The sequence below is a fragment of the Streptomyces sp. NPDC032745 genome (assembly GCF_055579465.1).
Genome location: NZ_JBVING010000015.1, coordinates 56,954 through 75,836 on the forward strand (window position 1 = coordinate 56,954; position 18,883 = coordinate 75,836).

Annotated in this window: 5 protein-coding genes; all 5 read left to right on the top strand. The window is 74.7% G+C overall.

Annotated features, from left to right (window positions below; translation table 11 throughout):
* Positions 1–7: 7 nt before the first annotated feature.
* The 5 genes from ACZ5WG_RS31250 to ACZ5WG_RS31270 all read left to right on the top strand — a co-directional run bounded on the left by ACZ5WG_RS31250 (position 8) and on the right by ACZ5WG_RS31270 (position 18,880).
* Positions 8–2,308 (top strand): lantibiotic dehydratase, encoded by a 2,301-nt coding sequence (locus ACZ5WG_RS31250; protein ID WP_468727610.1) that lies wholly within the window; start codon positions 8–10, stop codon positions 2,306–2,308.
* Between the two features lie 188 nt (positions 2,309–2,496).
* Positions 2,497–8,844, top strand: a complete 6,348-nt coding sequence (locus tag ACZ5WG_RS31255) for an amino acid adenylation domain-containing protein (RefSeq protein WP_468727611.1) — start codon at positions 2,497–2,499, stop codon at positions 8,842–8,844.
* A 52-nt stretch (positions 8,845–8,896) separates the two neighbouring features.
* The gene (locus ACZ5WG_RS31260; protein ID WP_468727612.1) at positions 8,897–16,252 is read left to right on the top strand and encodes an amino acid adenylation domain-containing protein; all 7,356 of its coding nucleotides are present in this window, start codon (positions 8,897–8,899) and stop codon (positions 16,250–16,252) included.
* A complete protein-coding gene (locus ACZ5WG_RS31265) occupies positions 16,249–17,598 on the top strand; it encodes a cytochrome P450 (protein ID WP_468727614.1) in 1,350 nt (449 codons plus the stop codon). Before ACZ5WG_RS31260 ends, ACZ5WG_RS31265 begins: the two co-directional genes overlap by 4 nt.
* 22 nt (positions 17,599–17,620) lie before the next feature.
* The gene (locus ACZ5WG_RS31270) at positions 17,621–18,880 is read left to right on the top strand and encodes an MFS transporter (protein WP_468727616.1); all 1,260 of its coding nucleotides are present in this window, start codon (positions 17,621–17,623) and stop codon (positions 18,878–18,880) included.
* The last annotated feature ends 3 nt before the right edge of the window (positions 18,881–18,883 follow it).

Genomic DNA, 18,883 nt, shown 5'->3' on the forward strand with positions numbered 1-18,883 from the left:
GCCGGCCATGACCGATACCTACGTACCCGGCGGCCGCTGGCGGCTGTGGGACCAATTCGCCCTGCGCGGGGCCGGCTTTCCGGCCGGGGGCGTGCTGCGGCTGGCCCCGGACGGGCTGGCCGCGGCCGCCGACAAGTTCGAGCCCGCCGAGGGCCCGGCCGCCCTGGCCGGCGAGCGGTGGGGGGAGTTCACCGCTCTGTTCGCCGACGCCCAGGTGGAAGTGGCGCACACGCTCCAGGAGATCGCCCGGATGCCCGCCTTCCGGGAAGCGGTGGCCTGGCAGAACCGCCCGGTCCTCGGCTCCGGGATCACGCCCTTCCTGAACTGGACGCCGACCGCGGCGGGCCGTACCAGCATGCCCCGCCAGCGCGAGGAGCTGGTCGCCCACTACTGGCAGCGGTTCTGCGTCAAGAACGACACCATCGGGTTCTTCGGCCCCGTCGGCTGGGGCCGCTGGGACCTGTCCGCGCAGGACGTCCGCGTCGACGCCGGCGCCCCCGGCACCGGCCTGATCGCCGGATCGGAGGTGTACTTCGCCAGCTGGGCGATCGACGCCCTGGCCGCGCGGATCGACACCGGCCCGGAGCTGCGGGAGTGGGTGGCGCCCCGGCGCGTGCCGTTCGTCCGCCGGTCCGGGACGGACGTGACGGTGCCGGGCCGCCCGCGCCAGGCCCTCGCCGAGGAGGCCCGTGCCGTGCTCGCGCTGTGCGACGGCGTACGTCCCGCCCGCGAGATCCGCGCCGCGCTGCCGGACGTGGACGTGTCCGCGGTACTGGCCGACCTGGTCGCCCGCCGGTGGGTGGTGTGGAAGCTGGAGGTACCCGCCGACGCCCGCCCGGAGCGCCACCTGCGGGCCTGGCTGGACCGGGTCGGGGACGCGGAGCTGCGCGAAGGCGGCCTGGCCGCCCTGGACGCCCTGGAGCGGGGCCGGGACCGGGTGCGGGAGGCGGCCGGGCCCGAGGCCCTGGTGGCCGCGCTGACGGACCTGGAGGGCGAGTTCGTCGCGCTGACCGAGACCGCCGCCGTGCGCGAGAAGGCGGCCGGTACGGCTCCCTGCCGGGCCCTGGTGTACTCCGACTGCCGGCGGGCGGCGACCGCCACCCTCGGGCGGACCGTGCACGAGGCCCTCGCCCCGCTGGACCCGCTGCTGACCAGCGCCGGCTGGCTCACCGCCCGGCTCGCCGACGCGGTGATGGCCCGGGCGCGGGAGGTGTACCGCCGGCTGTCCGCGCAGGGGCCGGTCGACCTGGCCGCGTTCTGGTTCGCCTGCATGCCGATCCTGCACGGCGCCGCCCGTACGGAGTCCGCCGGGCTCCAGCAGGAGTTCCGCCGGCGCTGGGACGCGATCCTGGCGCCGCCGCCGGGCACCCGCCGGGTCAGGCTGCCGCTGGAGGCCGTCGCGGGGCCCGTGGCCGAGCAGTTCGGCGGCCCGGGCGGCGGCTGGACCGCCGCCCGCTACCTCAGCCCCGACATCATGATCGCCGCGGCCGGCGAACGGGCCGTGGCCCGCGGTGACTTCGAGCTGGTCCTCGGCGAACTGCACGTCGCCGCCAATACGTTGGGCGCCTCGCTGTTCGTCAACCAGCATCCCGACGCCGAGGAACTGCTCCGGCTCACCGACCGGGACCATCCCGGTCCCCGGCTGATGCCGCTGCTGCCCAAGGAGCACCGCTCGCGGCTGTCGGCGCGGATCCGGCACTCCCTGGTCCGCCCCGAGGACTACTACGTGGCCCTCGTCGACTTCACCGCCGATCCGGGCCGGCCCCGTACGGTGCTCAGCGCCGACGTGGCGGTGACCGAACGGACGGACGGCGAGCTGGCGGTGGTCCTGCCCGACGGGGCCGAGTTCCCCGCGGTGGACGTGTTCTCCCACGTGCTCACCACCTTGGCGATGGACCTGTTCCAGATCCTGCCGGACGCGGCCGACCACTCCCCCCGGGTCACGGTGGACCGGCTGGTGGTGGCCCGCGAGACCTGGCGGCTGCCCCCGTCGGACATGGACTTCGCCGAGGAGAAGGACGAGGCGCGCCGGTTCGTACGGGCCCGGCAGTGGCGGGAGCGGCGCGAGCTGCCGCGGTTCGTGTTCGTCGTGCTGCCCACCGAGACGCGCCCGTTCTACGTGGACTTCGACAGCCCGGTGTACGTCAACATCCTCGCCAAGGCGGTCCGCAGGATGGCCCGCAAGGAGCCCGAGGGCCGGGCCGTGTTCACCGAGATGCTGCCGAGCCCCGAACAGGCCTGGCTGACCGACGACCAGGGCGAGGCGTACACCTCCGAGCTGCGCTTCGTGGCGGTGGACGAGGGCTGACCGGAGCGGCCCGGCCGCACCTGCGGAGCGACGCGTACGACGGCGGCGCGCACGGCAGAGCAACACCGTGCGGTGCCGCCGTTGCGCTTTTTACCCCCGGGCGGCTGCGCGCGCGGCTGCGTCTTCTTCCCTACTGACGGATCTCCGCAGCCAGCAGTGTTGAGGAAAACACCGCTTGGAGGCCCACAGTGAAGGTTGTCGCAGCGCACGGCGGAGCGGCGAGGCACGGCAGCGAAGCCGGCGACGTCGTCCGTGACGGTGACGGAGTGTCGTTCGCGCAGCGGAGGCTGTGGTTCCTCGACCAGCTCACCGGAGGCTCCGCCGAGTCCCTGCTCCCGTTGGCCCTGCGCATCCGCGGCGCCCTCGACGTCCCGGCCCTGGAGCGGTCGCTGGCCGGCATCGTGGACCGGCACGAGGTGCTGCGCACCCGCTTCACCGCCGTCGACGGCGAGCCCGTACCCGTGGTGGACCCGGCGGGCCTCACCCGGCTGGCGCGGGTGGAGGCGGGCAGCACCGCCGAGCTGTTCGACCGGGAGCTGGCGCGCCCGCTCGACCTGGCGAAGGAGCACCCGCTGCGGGCCATGCTGACCCGCCTGGGGCCCGAGGACCACGTACTCCTGCTGGTGGTCCACCACATCGCCGTGGACGGCTGGTCCTGGGACGTGCTGCTGCGCGAACTGGACGCCGGCTACCGGGGCGAGGCGGTGGAGGCGCCCGCCCTGCAGTACACCGACGTGGCCCGCACCGAGGCCGGGCGGCTGGGCGGACCGCGCATGGAGCGGCTGCTCGGGTACTGGCGGGAGCGGCTGGCCGGGGTCGTCCCGCTCGCGCTGCCCGCGGACCGGCCGCGGCCGGCGTTCTGGGACGGCTCCGGGGACGTGGTCCGCTTCGAGCTGCCGGCCGAGCTGGTCGCCGAGGTCGACCGGGTGGCCCGCGAGCAGCGCGCGACCCGCTACATGCTGCTGCTCGCCGTGTACCAGGCCCTGCTGGGGCGCTACTCCGGCCGCTCCGACATCGCCGTCTGCACCACTCTGGCCGACCGCGGGCGCGCCGAAGTGGCCGGCCTGATCGGCCCGTTCGTGAACACGATCGTGCTGCGCACCGACCTGTCCGGCGATCCGACCTTCGCCGCCCTGCTGAGCCGGGTCCGGTCGGGGGCCCTGCGGGACTTCTCCCACGCCGAAGCCCCGTTCGACCGGGTCGTCGGCGAGGTGGTCACCGAGCGCGACCTGTCCCGCCACCCCCTCGCGCAGGCCTCCTTCACGCTGCTCAACACCGTGCCCTCGGCGGCCCGTCTGGACGAGCTGGACGTGGCGCTGGTACGGACCCCGCTGACGGGCACGCCGCTGGACGTGTTCCTCGACCTGAGCCTGCGCGCCAACGGTGACGTCGCCGCCCGGCTCCAGTACTCCACGGCCCTGTTCGACGAGAGCACGATGGTCCGCTTCACCGAGGGCTACGTCGAGCTCCTGCGCGCGGTGACGGCCTCGCCGGGGACCCCGGTGGCCGAACTCGCCGGACGGCTCGATCCGTTGCCCGGCAAGGAGCGCCGCCGCCTGGTCGGCATGGCGGGCTCGGGGCGCACCGCGCCGGCGGTCGCGGAGCCGTTCACCGTCGCGGGCCCGCCCGGCGTGGTGGCCCTGGTCTGCGGGGAGGAGACCCTGCGCTACGGCGAACTGGACGCGCTCGGCGGCGGCCTGGCCACGGCCCTGCGGGCGGCGGGCGTCGGCCCGGGGACCCCGGTGGGTGTGTGCCTGCAGCGCGGGATCCGGTCCGTGGCCGCCATGACGGCGATCTGGCGGGCCGGCGGGGTCTACGTGCCGCTGGATCCGGCGCTGCCCGAGGAACGGCTGCGGTTCATGGCCGCCGAGGCCGGTCTGCACTGCGTGCTCACCGATGCCGCGACCGGCGAACTGGCCGGCGCGCTCGGCCCGCAGGTGCTCCGGGTGGAGGACGCCGGGCCCGATGCGGACGCCCCGCACCACACCCCCGACCCGCAAGACCTCGCGTACGTCATCTTCACCTCGGGCTCCACCGGCCGCCCGAAGGCCGTCGGCATCGAGCACGGTGCGATCGCCGCCCATGTGGCCGCCGTCCGCGAGGAGTTCGGGATCACCGCCCGGGACCGCGTGCTCGCCTTCTCGTCCTTCTCGTTCGACGCCTCGCTGGACCAGCTGCTGACCGCCCTCGGCTGCGGGGCCACCCTGGTGATCCGGCCGGACGAGCAGTGGCTGCCCGCACAGCTCCCCTCGCTGGTCGAGCGGCACGGGATCACCGTCCTGAACCTGCCGCCCACGTACTGGGCCGAGCTGGCCTTCTCGCTCACCGACCGCACCGCGGCCTTGCTGGCCCCGCTGCGCCTGCTGATCCTCGGCGGGGAGTCCGTACCGGCCGCGGCGCTGGCCGCCTGGCTGGCGCGGGCCCCGCACGTACGGGTGCTCAACGCGTACGGCCCGACCGAGACCACCGTCACCGCCACCGCGCACGAGGCCGGCTCGGCCGGGGACGCGGACCGGGTACCGATCGGGCGGCCGCTGGGCTCCCGCCGGACGTACGTGGTCGACGCGCACGACGAGCTCGTGCCGGTCGGCGAGCCCGGCGAGCTGCTGATCGGCGGCCCTGAGCTGGCCCGCGGCTACCTCGGCCAACCCGCCCTCACCGCCCAGAAGTTCGTCCCCGATCCGTACGGCGGGGACGGCGGGCGGCTCTACCGCACCGGCGACCTGGTCCGCCGGCTGTCCTCCGGGGAGCTGGAGTTCCTCGGCCGCACCGACGACCAGGTCAAGATCCGCGGCTTCCGCATCGAACTCGGCGAGGTGGAGGCGGCCTTGGCACAGTGCCCCGGCGTCGTGGCCGCCGCGGTGGCCGTCGGCGCGGACGCCCAGGGCGGCAAGAGCCTGACCGGCTACGTGGTGGCCGGCCCCGGCGGTCCGCTCGAGCCCGCCGCGCTGCGGTCCTTCTGCGCCGGCCGGCTGCCGCACTACGCCGTGCCCGCGGACTTCGTCGAGCTCGACGCACTGCCCGTGAACGCCTCGGGTAAGCTCGACCGGGCCGCCCTGCCCGCCGCCCGGCCGGACGGGGAGCGGGCGCAGCGGGACCGGGCGGCCGCGGGCGGCGCCGAGTTCATCGCGCCGCGCGACGCCACCGAGCGGGTGGTCGCCGGGATCTGGGCCGAGGTGCTGGGCGTCGACCGGGTCGGCATCGACGACGGGTTCTTCGACCTGGGCGGCCACTCCCTCCTCGCCACCATGGCCGTGTCCCGGATCGCGGAGCGGCTCGGCCGCGAGGTGGAGCTGCGCACGCTGTTCGAGAACCCCCGCATCCGCGAGTTCGGCCCGCTGGTGGCCGCCGCCCGGCAGGCGGGCGCCGCGACCGTCGTACCCGTGGACCGCTCGGGGCTGCTGCCGCTGTCCTTCGCGCAGGAGCGGATGTGGTTCCTGGACCGCATGTCCGACGTCGGCGACGAGTACGTGCTCTGGTTCTCGTGGCGGATGCGCGGCGGGCTCGACCGGGACGCCTGGCAGGGCGCCCTCGATGAGGTGGTGGCCCGGCACGAGGCGCTGCGGACCGCCCTGGTCGAGGTGGACGGCCGCCCGGCGCAGCGGGTGGCCGACGGGGTCCGCGTACCGCTGGTGTGGCAGTCGGCCCCGCCCGGCGACGACGAGGCCGTGCGGCTGGCCCGGCTCCGGGAGGTGGCCGTCCCGTACGCCACGCGCCGCTTCGACCTGGCGGGGCCGCCGCTGCTGCGGGCCGGGGTGTGGGAGCTGGACCCCGGGGACCACGTCGCCGTCATCGCCTTCCACCACGTGGCGACCGACGGCTGGTCCAAGGACGTGATCATCGGCGAGCTGGCGCAGGCGTACGCCGCCCGGGTGGCCGGGCGCCCGGCCGACCTGCCGCCCGTCCCGATCCAGTACGGGGACTTCGCGGTCTGGCAGCGCGACCGGATGGCCGGCGGGGTGCTGGAGCGGCAGCTGGCGTACTGGGAGCAGGCCCTGGCCGGCGTACCCGTACTGGAGCTGCCGACGGACCGGCCCCGTCCGGCGGGCTGGTCGGGCCGGGGCGGCGCGGTCGAGATCGACCTGCCGAAGGAGCTGGAGAGCGCGCTCGGCGAGCTGGCCCGGCGGCACGGGGTGACCCGGTTCACGGTGCTGCTGGCCGTGGTGCAGATCGTGCTGGGCCGCTGGTCCGGGCAGCAGGACGTGGCGGTGGGCACCCCGGTCGCGGGCCGCGGCCAGGTGGAGCTGGAGCGGCTGGTGGGGCTGCTGGTGAACACGGTGGTGCTGCGGGGGGACCTGTCCGGCGAGCCGTCGTTCACGGAGTTCCTGGGCCGGGTCCGGGAGTCGGTGCTCGGGGCCTTCGACCACCAGGAGGTGCCGTTCGAGCGGCTGGTGGAGCAGCTGCGGCCGGAGCGGGACCCGTCCCGCAACCCTTTGTTCCAGGTGATGTTCGACGTACAGGAGAGCGCCACCGGCGGGCCGCGGGTCGAGGGCCTCGACGTGGAGCACTTCGTCCTGCCGTGGGGTTCCGCCAAGTTCGACCTGACCGCCACCTTCCTGCTCTATCCGGACCGGTTCGCGCTGAACGTGGAGTACGCGAGCGATCTCTTCGACGCCGCCACGGTGACCCGGTTCGCCGGGCACGTGGGCCGGGTGCTGGAGTCGGCGGTGGCCGATCCGGAGCAGACCGTCGGGCGGCTGGAGCTGCTGTCCGCCGCGGAGTACGCGGAACTGGCCGGGGCCGCGGGCTCCGCAGTGGCCGCACCGGCGACGAGGTTCACCGTCTCGGGCGCGCCGGAGGCCGTGGCGCTGCTCTGCGGGGACGACAGCCTGACCTACGGCGAGCTGGACGGCCTGACCGGCGGGCTGGCCCGCGCCCTCACGGCCGCCGGAGTACGGCCGGGCACGCCGGTCGGCGTGTGCCTGCGCCGCGGTATCCGCTCCGTCGCCGCCATGGCCGCGATCTGGCGGGCCGGCGGGGTGTACGTACCGCTCGACCCCCGGCTGCCCGAGGACCGGCTGCGGTTCATGTGCGCCGAGGCGGGCGTGCACAGCGTGTTCAGCGATGCCTCGACCCGCGCGCTGGCCGCCGCCCTCGGGCCGCGGACCGTCCCCGTCGACACCGTCGTGCCCGACCCGGGCGCGCCGCACCACACCCCCGCTCCCGACGACCTCGCCTACGTCATCTTCACCTCGGGCTCCACCGGCCGCCCCAAGGCCGTCGGCGTCGAACACAATGCGCTCGGCGCGCACGCCGCCGCGGCCCGCGAGCTCTTCGGCATCACGGCGCAGGACCGCGTCCTCGCCTTCGCCTCCTTCTCCTTCGACGCCTCCCTGGAGCAGGTGCTGCCCGCCCTCGGCGCGGGAGCCTCGGTGGTGGTCCGGCCGGACGAGGTCTGGGCGGTGGAGGAGCTCGCCGAGGCCGTCCGCACCCAGGGCGTCACCGTCATGGAGGCCACCCCCGCCTACTGGGAGGAGATCGTCTCCCGCCTCGACACGGTCGCCGGGGACCTCAAGAGCCTGCGGCTGCTGGTCACCGGCGGCGAGGCACTGCCCTCGCCGCCGCTGGCCCGCTGGTTCGCACACCTCCCCGACGTGCCGGTCGTCAACACGTACGGCCCCACCGAGTCGGTCATCTCCGCCACCGCCCATGTCGTCACGGCGCCGGTCGAGGGCCGGGTGGCGATCGGCAGGCCGCTGGGCTCCCGCCATGCGTACGTCGTGGACACCCTCGGGCAGCTCGTACCCGTCGGGGTGCCCGGCGAACTGCTGATCGGCGGCCCGGAGCTGGCCCGTGGCTACCTCGGGCAGCCCGCCCTCACCGCCGAGAGGTTCGTACCCGACCCGTACGGCGGCAACGGCGGGCGGCTCTACCGCACCGGCGACCTGGTCCGCCGACTGCCCTCCGGGGAGCTGGAGTTCCTCGGCCGCACCGACGACCAGGTAAAGATCCGCGGCTTCCGCATCGAACCGGCCGAGGTCGAGGCCGTCCTGGAACAGCACCCGGGCGTGCACGGCGCGGCCGTCCTGGTCCGGGAACTCCGCGGGGAGCGCGCCCTCGTCGGCTACGCAGCCGGCCAGGGGCTCGACGCCGAGGTGCTGGCCGCCTGGTGCCGGACCCTGCTGCCCGGCTACATGGTGCCCGCCGCGTTCGTCCTGCTCGACGCCCTGCCCCGGACCGTGCAGGGCAAGACCGACACCGCCGCCCTGCCCGACCCGGTCCTGGCCGCGCCCGCCGCGTCCGTGGCGCCGCGCACCCCCACCGAGGTCGTGACGGCCCAGATCTGGGCCGAGGTGCTGGGCCTGCCCGAAGTCGGGATCCGGGAGGACTTCTTCGCCCTCGGCGGCCACTCGCTGCGCGCCGTGGCGGCCGCGTCCCGCCTGCGCACCGCGTTCGACTGCCCGATCCAGGTACGCGACCTGTTCGACCACCCGACGGTCGAACTGCTCGCCGTCGAAGTGGAACGACAGCTCATCGACCAGATCTCCTCGATGAGCGACGACGAGATCGACCTGTCCCTGACCTCCGACTTCTGATCGCCGCAGCGATCACAGCCTCGATCCCAGCCTTGATTGGACGGCACTTGCGATGACCACTGCACAGGTCGAACCCTCCACCACCGCTTCCGGCACCACCTCGTCGAGCACCCCGGGCGGTCTCTCCCCGGCGGCCCGCCGGCTCCTCGAGATGCGCCTGCGCGGCAAGGCCGCCGCTGCGCCCGCGGGCATCCCCCGGCTCGACCCGCGCCCCGCGCAGGCCCCGCTGTCGGCCGCCCAGCAGCGCCTGTACTTCCTCGACCAGCTCGACCCCGGCGGCGTCGAGTACCTGATGCCCGCGGCCTGGCGGTTCACCGGGCCCCTGGACGTCGCCGCGCTGAGCGCCGCGATCGGGGACCTCGTCGCCCGCCACGAGCAGCTGCGGGTGGTGTTCACCCACGAGGACGGCGTACCGGCCCAGCACGTGCTCGCCGCCGCCGACGTACCCGGCCTGGACGTGGTCGACCTGCCCCCGGCGGTCCGCGACGGCGGTCCCGAGTCGATCGCCGAGGCCGTACGGGAGGTGGCGCTGCGCCCCTTCGACCTGGCCGCCGCGCCCCCGTTCCGGGCCACCCTGCTGCGGATCGCCGCCGAGGACCACGTCCTCGTCCTGGCCATGCACCACATCGTCTCGGACGGCTGGTCGCTGGACATCCTGACCGGCGACCTGAGCGCCTGCCACCGCGCCAGAACCCAGGGCCGGCCCCCAGCCCCGGCCGCGCCACCGGTCGAGTACACCGACTACGCGCACTGGCAGCGCGGCACCGACGAGAGCGCCGAGCTGGGCTACTGGCGCAAGGCCCTCTCCGGCCTCACCCCCCTCGAACTGCCCACCGACCACCCGCGGCCGGCCGTGCGCACCTCCGTCGGCGCCGTGCACACGGTGGAGCTCCCCGAGCCGCTGACGGCCGCCCTGGCGGAGCTCGGCCGCCGGGCCGACACCACCTCGTACATGACCCTGATGTCGGCGTTCCAGGCGGCGCTGGCCTTCCACAGCGGCCAGGAGGACATCGCGATCGGCACCGTCGTCGCCAACCGGGAGCGCCCGGAGACCGAGCAGCTGGTCGGGTTCTTCGTGAACACGCTGGTGATCCGCACCGACCTCTCGGGCGACCCGACCTCGGCGCAGCTCCTCGCCCGTACCCGGGAGAGCGTCCTGGGCGCCCTCTCGCACCAGAGCCTGCCCTTCGAGCGGGTCGTCGACGAGCTGAGCCCCGAGCGGGACCTCTCGCGCAACCCGCTGTTCCAGGTGCTGTTCTCGCACTCCGCCGCCGCACGGCAGGGTGCGTACACCCTCGGCGACGCGACGGGCACGGCCTTCCCCATCGACCTGACCACCGCGAAGTTCGACCTGACGCTGGACGTCAGCGAGGACGCGGACCGCATCCGGCTCCGGTTCGTGTACCGGCCCGACCTGTTCGACGCGGCATCGGTGGCCCGGCTGGCCGAGCACACCGTCGCGGTGCTGCGGGCGTTCACCGAGGCCCCGGACGTGCCGCTCGGCATGGCCGACCTGCTCACCGCCGACGAGCGGGCCGCGCTGCTCGGCCCCGACGGCCCGGCGAACCGCCCGCCGGCAGGCGACGTACCCGGGCCGGCGCCCCGGCTCGCGCCGGAGCGCCTGACCGAGCAGATCCGGCTGGCCCCCACCGCCGTGGCCGTCTCCGGCGGCGGCCGCACCCTGACGTACGCCGAACTCGACGCGGCCTCCCTCGCCCTGGCCCGGCGGCTGCGGGCCGCGGGCATCGGCCCGGAGTCCCTGGTCGGCGTCTGCCTGGGCCGCTCGGTCGACCTGGCCGTCGCGCTGCTCGGCGTATGGCGGGCAGGTGCGGCGTACCTGCCGCTGGACCCCGCCCACCCGCGGGCCCGGCGGGAGTTCACGGTCGGCGATGCCGGAGTGGAGTGGGTGGTGGCCGACGCCGTCGGCCGGGCCGCGGTGGAGGGGCTGCCGGTGGGCGTGATCCCGCTCGAGGTCCCCGCCGACGACACGGCCGACGACACGGCCGGCGGCATCGGGGACCCGCTCTCCGCCGTGCTCCCCGGACCGGAGACCCTCGCGTACGTCATCTACACCTCGGGGTCGACGGGCCGGCCCAAGGGCGTCGAGATCACCCACGGCAACCTCGCCTGGCTGCTCGGCGCCGCCGACCGTCACTTCGACTTCGGCGCCGACGACGTGTGGACGCTCCTGCACTCCCCCGCGTTCGACTTCTCCGTCTGGGAGCTGTGGGCCCCGCTGACCTCCGGGGGCCGCGTGGTGGTCCTGACCGAGGACGAGGTCCGCGACCCCGCCGCGGTGCACGCCGTCCTGCGCGACGAGCGCGTGACCGTGCTCAACCAGACCCCGGCCGCCTTCAAGGGGCTGCGGGCCCATCTGGCCCAGCAGGGCGAGGAGTTCGGCGCCCTCGCGCTGCGCACGGTGGTCTTCGGCGGTGACGCCTTCGACGCCCGCGACTACCGCGACTGGTTCGCCGTGCCCGAGGGCGAGCGGCCCGCGCTGGTGAACATGTACGGGATCACCGAGACCACCGTGCACGTGACGTACCGGCCGATCACCGAGGAGGACACGGTCTCCCCCGTGTCCTCGCCGGTCGGCCGCCCCCTGGCCGGCCAGCACGGGTACGTCCTGGACCGGGCGGGCCGGCTGGTGCCGCACGGCACGGTGGGAGAGCTGTACGTGGCCGGCGGGGGCGTCGCCCGCGGCTACCGCAACCGGCCGGAGCTGTCCGCCGAGCGCTTCCCCCTCGACCCGTTCGGTCCGGCCGGGACCCGTATGTACCGCACCGGCGACCTGGTACGGGTGCTGCCCGACGGGCAGTTGGCGTACGCCGGCCGGGCCGACCACCAGGTGAAGATCCGCGGATTCCGCATCGAGCCCGGCGAGATCGAGACGGCGCTGCGTGCGCTGCCCGGCGTACGGGACGCCGCGGTGGTGGCCCGGCCCGATGCCCACGGCGGGGCCCGCCTGGTCGCCCACGTGGTGCTGACCGAGGGCCGGCCGCTGGATGCGCCGGACCTGCGCGACCGGCTGCGGCTGACCCTGCCCGAGTACATGGTGCCCGCGCTGTTCGTCCGGCATCCGAAGCTGCCGATCACCGCCAACGGCAAGGTGGACCGCACCTCGCTGGTGGCGGTGGCCGCCGACGGGGCCGCCGCGCCCGCCGGGCACGTCCCGCCGGCCGGTGCGACCGAGGAGGCGCTGGCCCGCATCTGGTCGGACGTCCTGGGCGCCGAGCGGATCAGCCGTACGGCGAACTTCTTCGACCTGGGCGGCGACTCGATGCTGGCCCTGCGGGTGATCGGGCAGGCCCGGTCCGCCGGGCTGGGGCTGAGCGTCCCGGACCTGTTCCGGGCCCGCACCCTGGGCGATCTCGCGGCGCTGGCGACCGAGGCCGCCGACGGTGCCGGCCCCGCGGCCGTGGAGCCGTTCTCCCAGCTCGACCCGGCCGACGCGGCCCGGCTGCCGGAGGGGCTCGACGACGCGTACCCGCTGACCATGCTCCAGGCCGGGATGCTGCACGAGATGCTGGCCGACCCGAGCCGGGGCGCTTACCACAACGTCACCGACCTCAAGATCACTGTGCCGGAGGGCTTCGACCTCGCCGCCTTCCAGACCGCCGTGGACACCGTCGTACGCGGCCACAGCATCCTGCGGTCCTCCATCGACCTGGTCTCCTTCTCAGAGCCGCTCCAGCTGGTGCACGCCGCCGCCGGGCTCCCGGTCGGCTACAGCGACCTGCGCGGCCTGCCCCACGACGAGCAGTGGGCCTCCGTACGGCGCTACGTCGACGCGGAGTTCGCCCGGCGCTTCGACCTGGCCGCCCCGCCCCTGGTCCGCATCCACCTGCACCGGCTCACCGACCAGGAGCTGCGGCTCACGCTCACCGACTGCCACGTGGTGCTCGACGGCTGGAGCCTGACCTCGCTCATCGCGGACCTGCTCGACCTGCACCGGCAGGCCGTGGCGCAGGGCCGGACACCGCAGCTGCCGGCGGCGCCCCCGTACGCCGAGTACGTCGCGCTGGAGCGTGCCGCACTGGTCGACGAGGAGGGCCTGGCTTACTGGCGCTCGGCGCTCGGCGACCTGAGCCCGATCCGGTTCACCCGGCGCGGTACGGAGGCCGCCGACGGCGGGCAGTTCGTCCACGAGGTGCGCCGCTCGTACGCCGCCCTCGCCGAGCCGATCGGCCGGCTGGCCCGGCTGGCCGGGGTGCCCCGCCGAACCGTCCTGCTCGCCGCGTTCCACCACACCATGAGCCTGTTCGCCGAGCGCGACGGCTCCGCCGAGGGGCACTCGGTCGGCCTGGTCACCAACGGCCGGCCCGAGGTGCCCGGCGCCGACCGGATGCGCGGGCTGTTCCTCAACACCGTGCCGTTCGGCGTCCGGCGGCCCCGGGGCAGCTGGCTGGAGTACCTGAAGGCGGCGTTCGCCGCCGAGCAGGAGATGCTCCCGTACCGCAGGGTGCCGCTGGCCCGCCTCGCGCAGCTGCGGCCCGGGGAGCCGAGCCTGGCGGACACCCTCTTCAACTACGTCAACTTCCACCGGCTGTCCGGCGACAGCTGGGACGACTCGCTGGAGATCGCCCGCACCGCGTTCCCGCTGATGCTCAACGCGAGCGTGGAGTCCTTCACCCTCGACGTCGACCCGGACTACCTGGCCCCGGCCACCGCCGAGCAGCTCGCCGACCTGATGTGCGGGGTGCTGAAGGCGATGACCGCGCAGCCGCAGGCGCCCGTCGCGGCGCCGGTGCTGGCCGGCGAGGCGCGGATGCGGGCGCTGGAGGAGTGGGGCCGCGGCCCCGAGCTGCCGAACACCTCGCTGATGTTCCACGAGTGCGTGGCCGAGCACGCGGTGCGCACGCCCGGCGCCGTGGCCGTCCGGCAGGGCGGCCAGGAGGTGACGTACGCCGAACTCGACGCATCCGTACGGCTGTTGGCGGCACGGCTGCGGGCGCTCGGGGTCGGCCCCGAGGTGCCGGTCGGCATCTGCCTCGACCGGGGTCCGGAGATGGTCCGGGCCGTGCTCGGTGTGCTCCGCTCGGGCGGCGCGTTCCTGCCGCTGGAGTCGCAGCACCCGTCCGACCGGCTGAAGTTCATCGTCGAGGACAGCGGGATGCCGGTGCTGATCACCCAGTCCTCGCTGCTCGGGAAGGTGCCGTTCGACGGGCCGACCCTGGTCGTGGACGACCCGGCGACCTGGGCGGCTCCCCTCGAGGCCCCGGCCCCGGCGCTCGCCGTCACCGCGGACAACGCGGCCTACGTCCTCTACACCTCCGGCTCCACGGGCACGCCCAAGGGCGTCACCGTCCAGCACCGCAGCCTGACCAACATGCTGGAGGGGCAGCGCGACCTGTTCCCGGTGACCCCGGCCGACCGGGTGCTCCAGTTCGCCTCGCTCAGCTTCGACGTCTCGATCATGGATCTGACGTGGGCCCTGGCGAACGGCGCCCAGCTGTGCACACCGCCCCGGGAAGCGCTGCGCGCGGGTGCCGACCTGGCGAACACCCTGCTCGAGCAAGGGATCACCGTCGCCATGCTCGCCCCCAGCGCCTTGGCGGCCCTCGGCGAGGACCGCTTCCCCGCGCTGCGGATCCTCCAGGTGGCCGGCGAGGCGTGCCCCGCCGAACTGGCCCAGAAGTGGGCGCGTGGACGGCGGTTCTACAACGTCTACGGGCTCACCGAGACGGCGGTGTGGTCGGTCTCCACCCTCCTCAAGCCGGACTGCAAGCGGCCGCCGATCGGCTGGCCGATGCGCAACACCCAGGTCTACGTGCTCGACGAGGATCTCCAGCCCGTTCCCGTCGGGGTGCAGGGCGAGGTCTACCTCGGCGGGCGCGCCGTCGGCCGGGGCTATGTGAACCGCCCCGACCTGACGGCCGCCGCGTTCGTCCCCGACCCGTACGGCGCCCCCGGCGGCCGGCTGTGCCGTACCGGCGACATCGGCGTCCAGCTGCCCGACGGCGCCGTGGAGGTCCTCGGCCGCCGCGACAGCCAGGTGAAGCTGCGCGGATTCCGCATCGAGCTGGGCGAGATCGAGCACGGGCTGCGGGAACTGCCCGAGGTGCAGCAGGCGGTGGTCCTGCTGCGGCGCGACCTGCCCGAGCCGGCCCTGGTGGCGTACGTGGTCCCCGAAGCGGGCGTGGAGCCCGTCGTCGAGCCCTTCCGGCAGGCGCTGCGGGCCAGGGTGCCCGCGTACATGGTCCCCGCACGGTTCGTGTTCCTGGACGCGATGCCGGTCAACAGCAGCGGCAAGATCGACAAGAAGGCCCTTCCGCTGCCCTCGGCCGACCGCCTGCACAGCGCCACCGACTACGTCGCGCCGGGCACGCCGGCCGAGGTGGTGCTCGCCGAGGTGTGGCGCACGGTGCTGGGCATCTCCCAGGTCGGTGTCCACGACGACTTCTTCGCCCTCGGCGGGAGTTCGCTCTCCACAGTGCGGGTCGCCGCGCAGGCCGCCGCCCGGGGCTTGAGCGTCTCCGTACGGGACCTGCTCGAACTGCCGACGATCGCCCGGCTCGCCGCCCGCGCCACGGAGGCGGCGGCGCAGGCGGCCGGGGAGATGCCGGCCGGGGCGAAGGCCCGGGCCGTCACCTCGGAGGTCCGGCTGCGCGAGGGCGACGGCGCCCCCCTGTGGTGCGTGCACCCCAGTGGCGGCAGCGGCGCCTGGTACGTACCGCTCGCCCGGGCCCTCCCGCCCGGGCAGCCGGTCCGGGCCTTCCAGGCCAGGGGTCTGCTCGGCGGCGTGGATCCGACCACGATCGCCGGCATCGCGGCCAACTACGCCGCCGAAATGGCCGCCCACGGCGGGCACGGACCGCACGACCTGCTCGGCTGGTCCATGGGCGCCAACATCGCCCTCGAGATGGCCACCCAGCTGCACGAGGCCGGTCACACCGTCGCACCGCTGACGCTGATCGAGCCGTACCTGCCCCACCCGGCGGCCCGCGAGCGCCTCGCCGCGGTCGGCCGGGACATGGAGCAGGGGCTGCGGATGCGCGACCGCGTCCGCGCGCTGGCTCCGTCCGCGGAGCGGGAGGCGGCCGTGGCCGGGCTCACCGCCCTGCTGCTGGGCGCCGGCATGAGCCCCGGCGAGGCGTCCCTGGTGGAGCACGCCCCCATCGAGGTGTGGCACTCGCTGCTCACCGCCCTGGCCGGCTACGCACTGCGCCCCTACCCCGGCCACGTCCACCTCCTGGTGGGCAGCGCGGCCGCCGAACTGCCCGACGGCGAACCGATGCCCGGTCTGGACGTGGACTTCCGGACCTACGTCGAGCGCTGGCGCGAGATCGCGCTCGGCGGGCTGACCGTCCACGTCACCGAAGGCGACCACATGTCCATGATGTCCGAACGGCTGATGCACAAGACCGCTGGTGTGCTCGGCCGGATCCAGTCGGAGGCACGCCGATGACCGTCCTGACCACGAACACGAACACGGCCGCGAACACGACCATGGGCACGAGCGCCCTGGCGTGCCCGATCACCGGGAGGACCGCACCGCCGGCCACCCCGCCGGCGCGACCGGCCCCGGCGGCCCGGACGTCCGGCTTCACCGAGCGGTACCTCCTCGACCCCGCCGTCAACGCGGACCCGTACGGGTACCTCAACTCCCTGCGCGACCATGACCCCGTGCACTGGTCCGCCATGCACCGGGCCTGGCTCGTCACCGGGCACGCCCAGCTGATGCACTGCCTGCGCGACCCCGCGGTCTCCGCCGAGCGGGTGCGCCCGCTGATGGACGCCGTGCCCGAGGGCGCCCGCGAGGACGCCGAGCGGGCCTTCGCGATCCTGTCCCGCTGGATGGTGTTCAACGACGCCCCGCAGCACCGGCGGCTGCGCCAGGTGTTCCAGGAGCAGTTCGCGGCCCGCTCGATCGGCCGCTACCGGGCCTTCGTCGAGCGCGCCACCCGCGCCATGCTCACCCGCCGCGCCGTCCCCGGCCGGACCGGCGACCTGGTCGCCGACATCGCCCGGCCGCTGCCCGCGCTGGTCTTCGCCCGCTGGCTGGGCGTCCCCCAGGCGCACGGCCCGTCCTTCTGGTACTGGAACGCCCGGGTGGGCGATCTGGTCCTGGGCGCGGCCCAGGAGGAGCGCGAGTACCGCACCTCGCTCCAGTCCCTGGTCAACCTGGACGACTACCTCGCCGACCTGGTGAAACAGCGCCGCGCCGAACCCAAGGACGATCTGATCAGCGCCGTGCTGGCGGGCGGCCAGATCGGGAAGTCGGTCAGCGAGGAGGAGTTCGTCGGGATGCTGACGCAGATGGCGTTCGCCGGCGGCGAGACCACCAGCAACCTCATCGTCAACGCCGTACTCGCCCTGCTGGAGCACCCCGAGCAGCTCGCCGCCGTACGGGAAGACCCGCAGCTGGTGTCGATGGCGGTGGAGGAGGCCATGCGCTTCGACGGCCCGTCGAAGATGTCGATCCGCACCGCCGCCCGGGACTTCGACCTCGACGGGCGGTCCGTCCGCGCCGAGGACCGGCTGTTCCTGGTCACGGCGGCGGCCAACCGGGACCCGGCGCGCTTCGCCGATCCGGACCTGTTCAGCGTCCGGCGCGGCAGCGCCTCGCACCTCGGGTTCGGCTTCGGCGCGCACTTCTGCATCGGGGCGGCGTTCGCCCGGCTGGTGGCCGGCGCGGTGGTCGACGTACTCGTACGCGAGTACCCGGGCCTGGAGCTGCTCGACCGGCAGCAGCACACCTGGCAGCTCTCCCTCCTCAACCGCGCGCTGACGGCCCTGCCCGTCCGCTACTGACCCCGGCGAAGGGATTCCTTTCATGGCTTCCACCCTGGTGGACGCGCGGTCCCGGCTGAGCGCCCCCGCCCGGCTGCCGTCGTTCCGCCTGTTGTGGCTGGGGCAGTCCCTGTCCCTGCTCGGCGACGGGTTCAGCTACATCGCCTTCTCCTGGATCACGCTCGGCCTCACGCAGTCCACTCTGGCCCTCGGCTACGTCCTCGCCTTCCAGGCGGTGCCGCGGGCCCTGCTCACCCTGGTCGGCGGCTCCCTCAGCGACAAGTGGTCCTCGCGGACGCTGATGACGCTCTCCAGCTGGGCCAGGGCCGGCCTGATGGCCGCCGTGGGCCTGGCCGGCCTGGCCGGATCCCTGACGGTGTGGATGCTGTGCTGCGCCGCCGCGGCCTTCGGCGCCGTCGACGCGTTCTTCCAGCCCGCCCGGGCGTCGATCCTGCCGTCGGTGGTGGACAAGGAGCAGCTCGCCCCGGCCAACGCCCTGCTCGCGGTCGCCGCCAAGGTGTCGGCCGTGCTGGGCCCGGCCGTCGGCGGCACGGTGGTGGCCTTCTCCAATGCCCCGGTCGCCTTCCTCGTCGACGGGGTGTGCTTCGCCCTCTGCGGCCTGTGCGTCGCGAGGATCCGCCCGCTGCCCCGCCCCGAGCCGGACGCCCCGGCCGGGGGCGCGGCGGCGCCGGCGGCCGGGCTCTCGCTGGGCGCCCGGATCCGCGCCGGGCTGCGGTACGCGTTCGAGGATCCGCGGATCCGTACGATCCTGGCCGTCGACGCGGCGGTGACCTTCTGCCAGGCGGGCCCGTTCACCGTCGGCTTCGCCACCCTGGCCAAGATCGACCTGCACGGCGGCTCGACCACCCTCGGCCTGCTCAACGGCGCGCTGGCCGGCGGGGCGATGCTGGGCACCCTCGCCGGCGGCGCCGTGAGCAGCCGCCCCCGGATCGGCCTGCTGATCGCCGCGCTCGCGGGATGGCTCGCGATCGGCACGGGCCTGCTCGGCCTGATCGGCAGTACGGCCGGGGCGCTCGCGACGGTCCTGGCGATGGGCTTCGGGATGGGCTTCCAGGGGGTCTTCGGTCTCAGCTGGATCCAGCGCACCATCGACGGCTCGGTGCTGAGCCGGGTGATCTCGGTGGACATGGTCATCGGCTACGCGGTGGCCCCGCTCTCCCTGATCGTCTGCGGGGCCATGGCGCAGTCGGGCACCGGCCCGATGTTCGCCCTCTCGGCGGCGGTCCTGGCGGTGACGGCGATCGGGATCCTCAGCTCGCGGACGGTCCGCGAGATGCGCTGACCG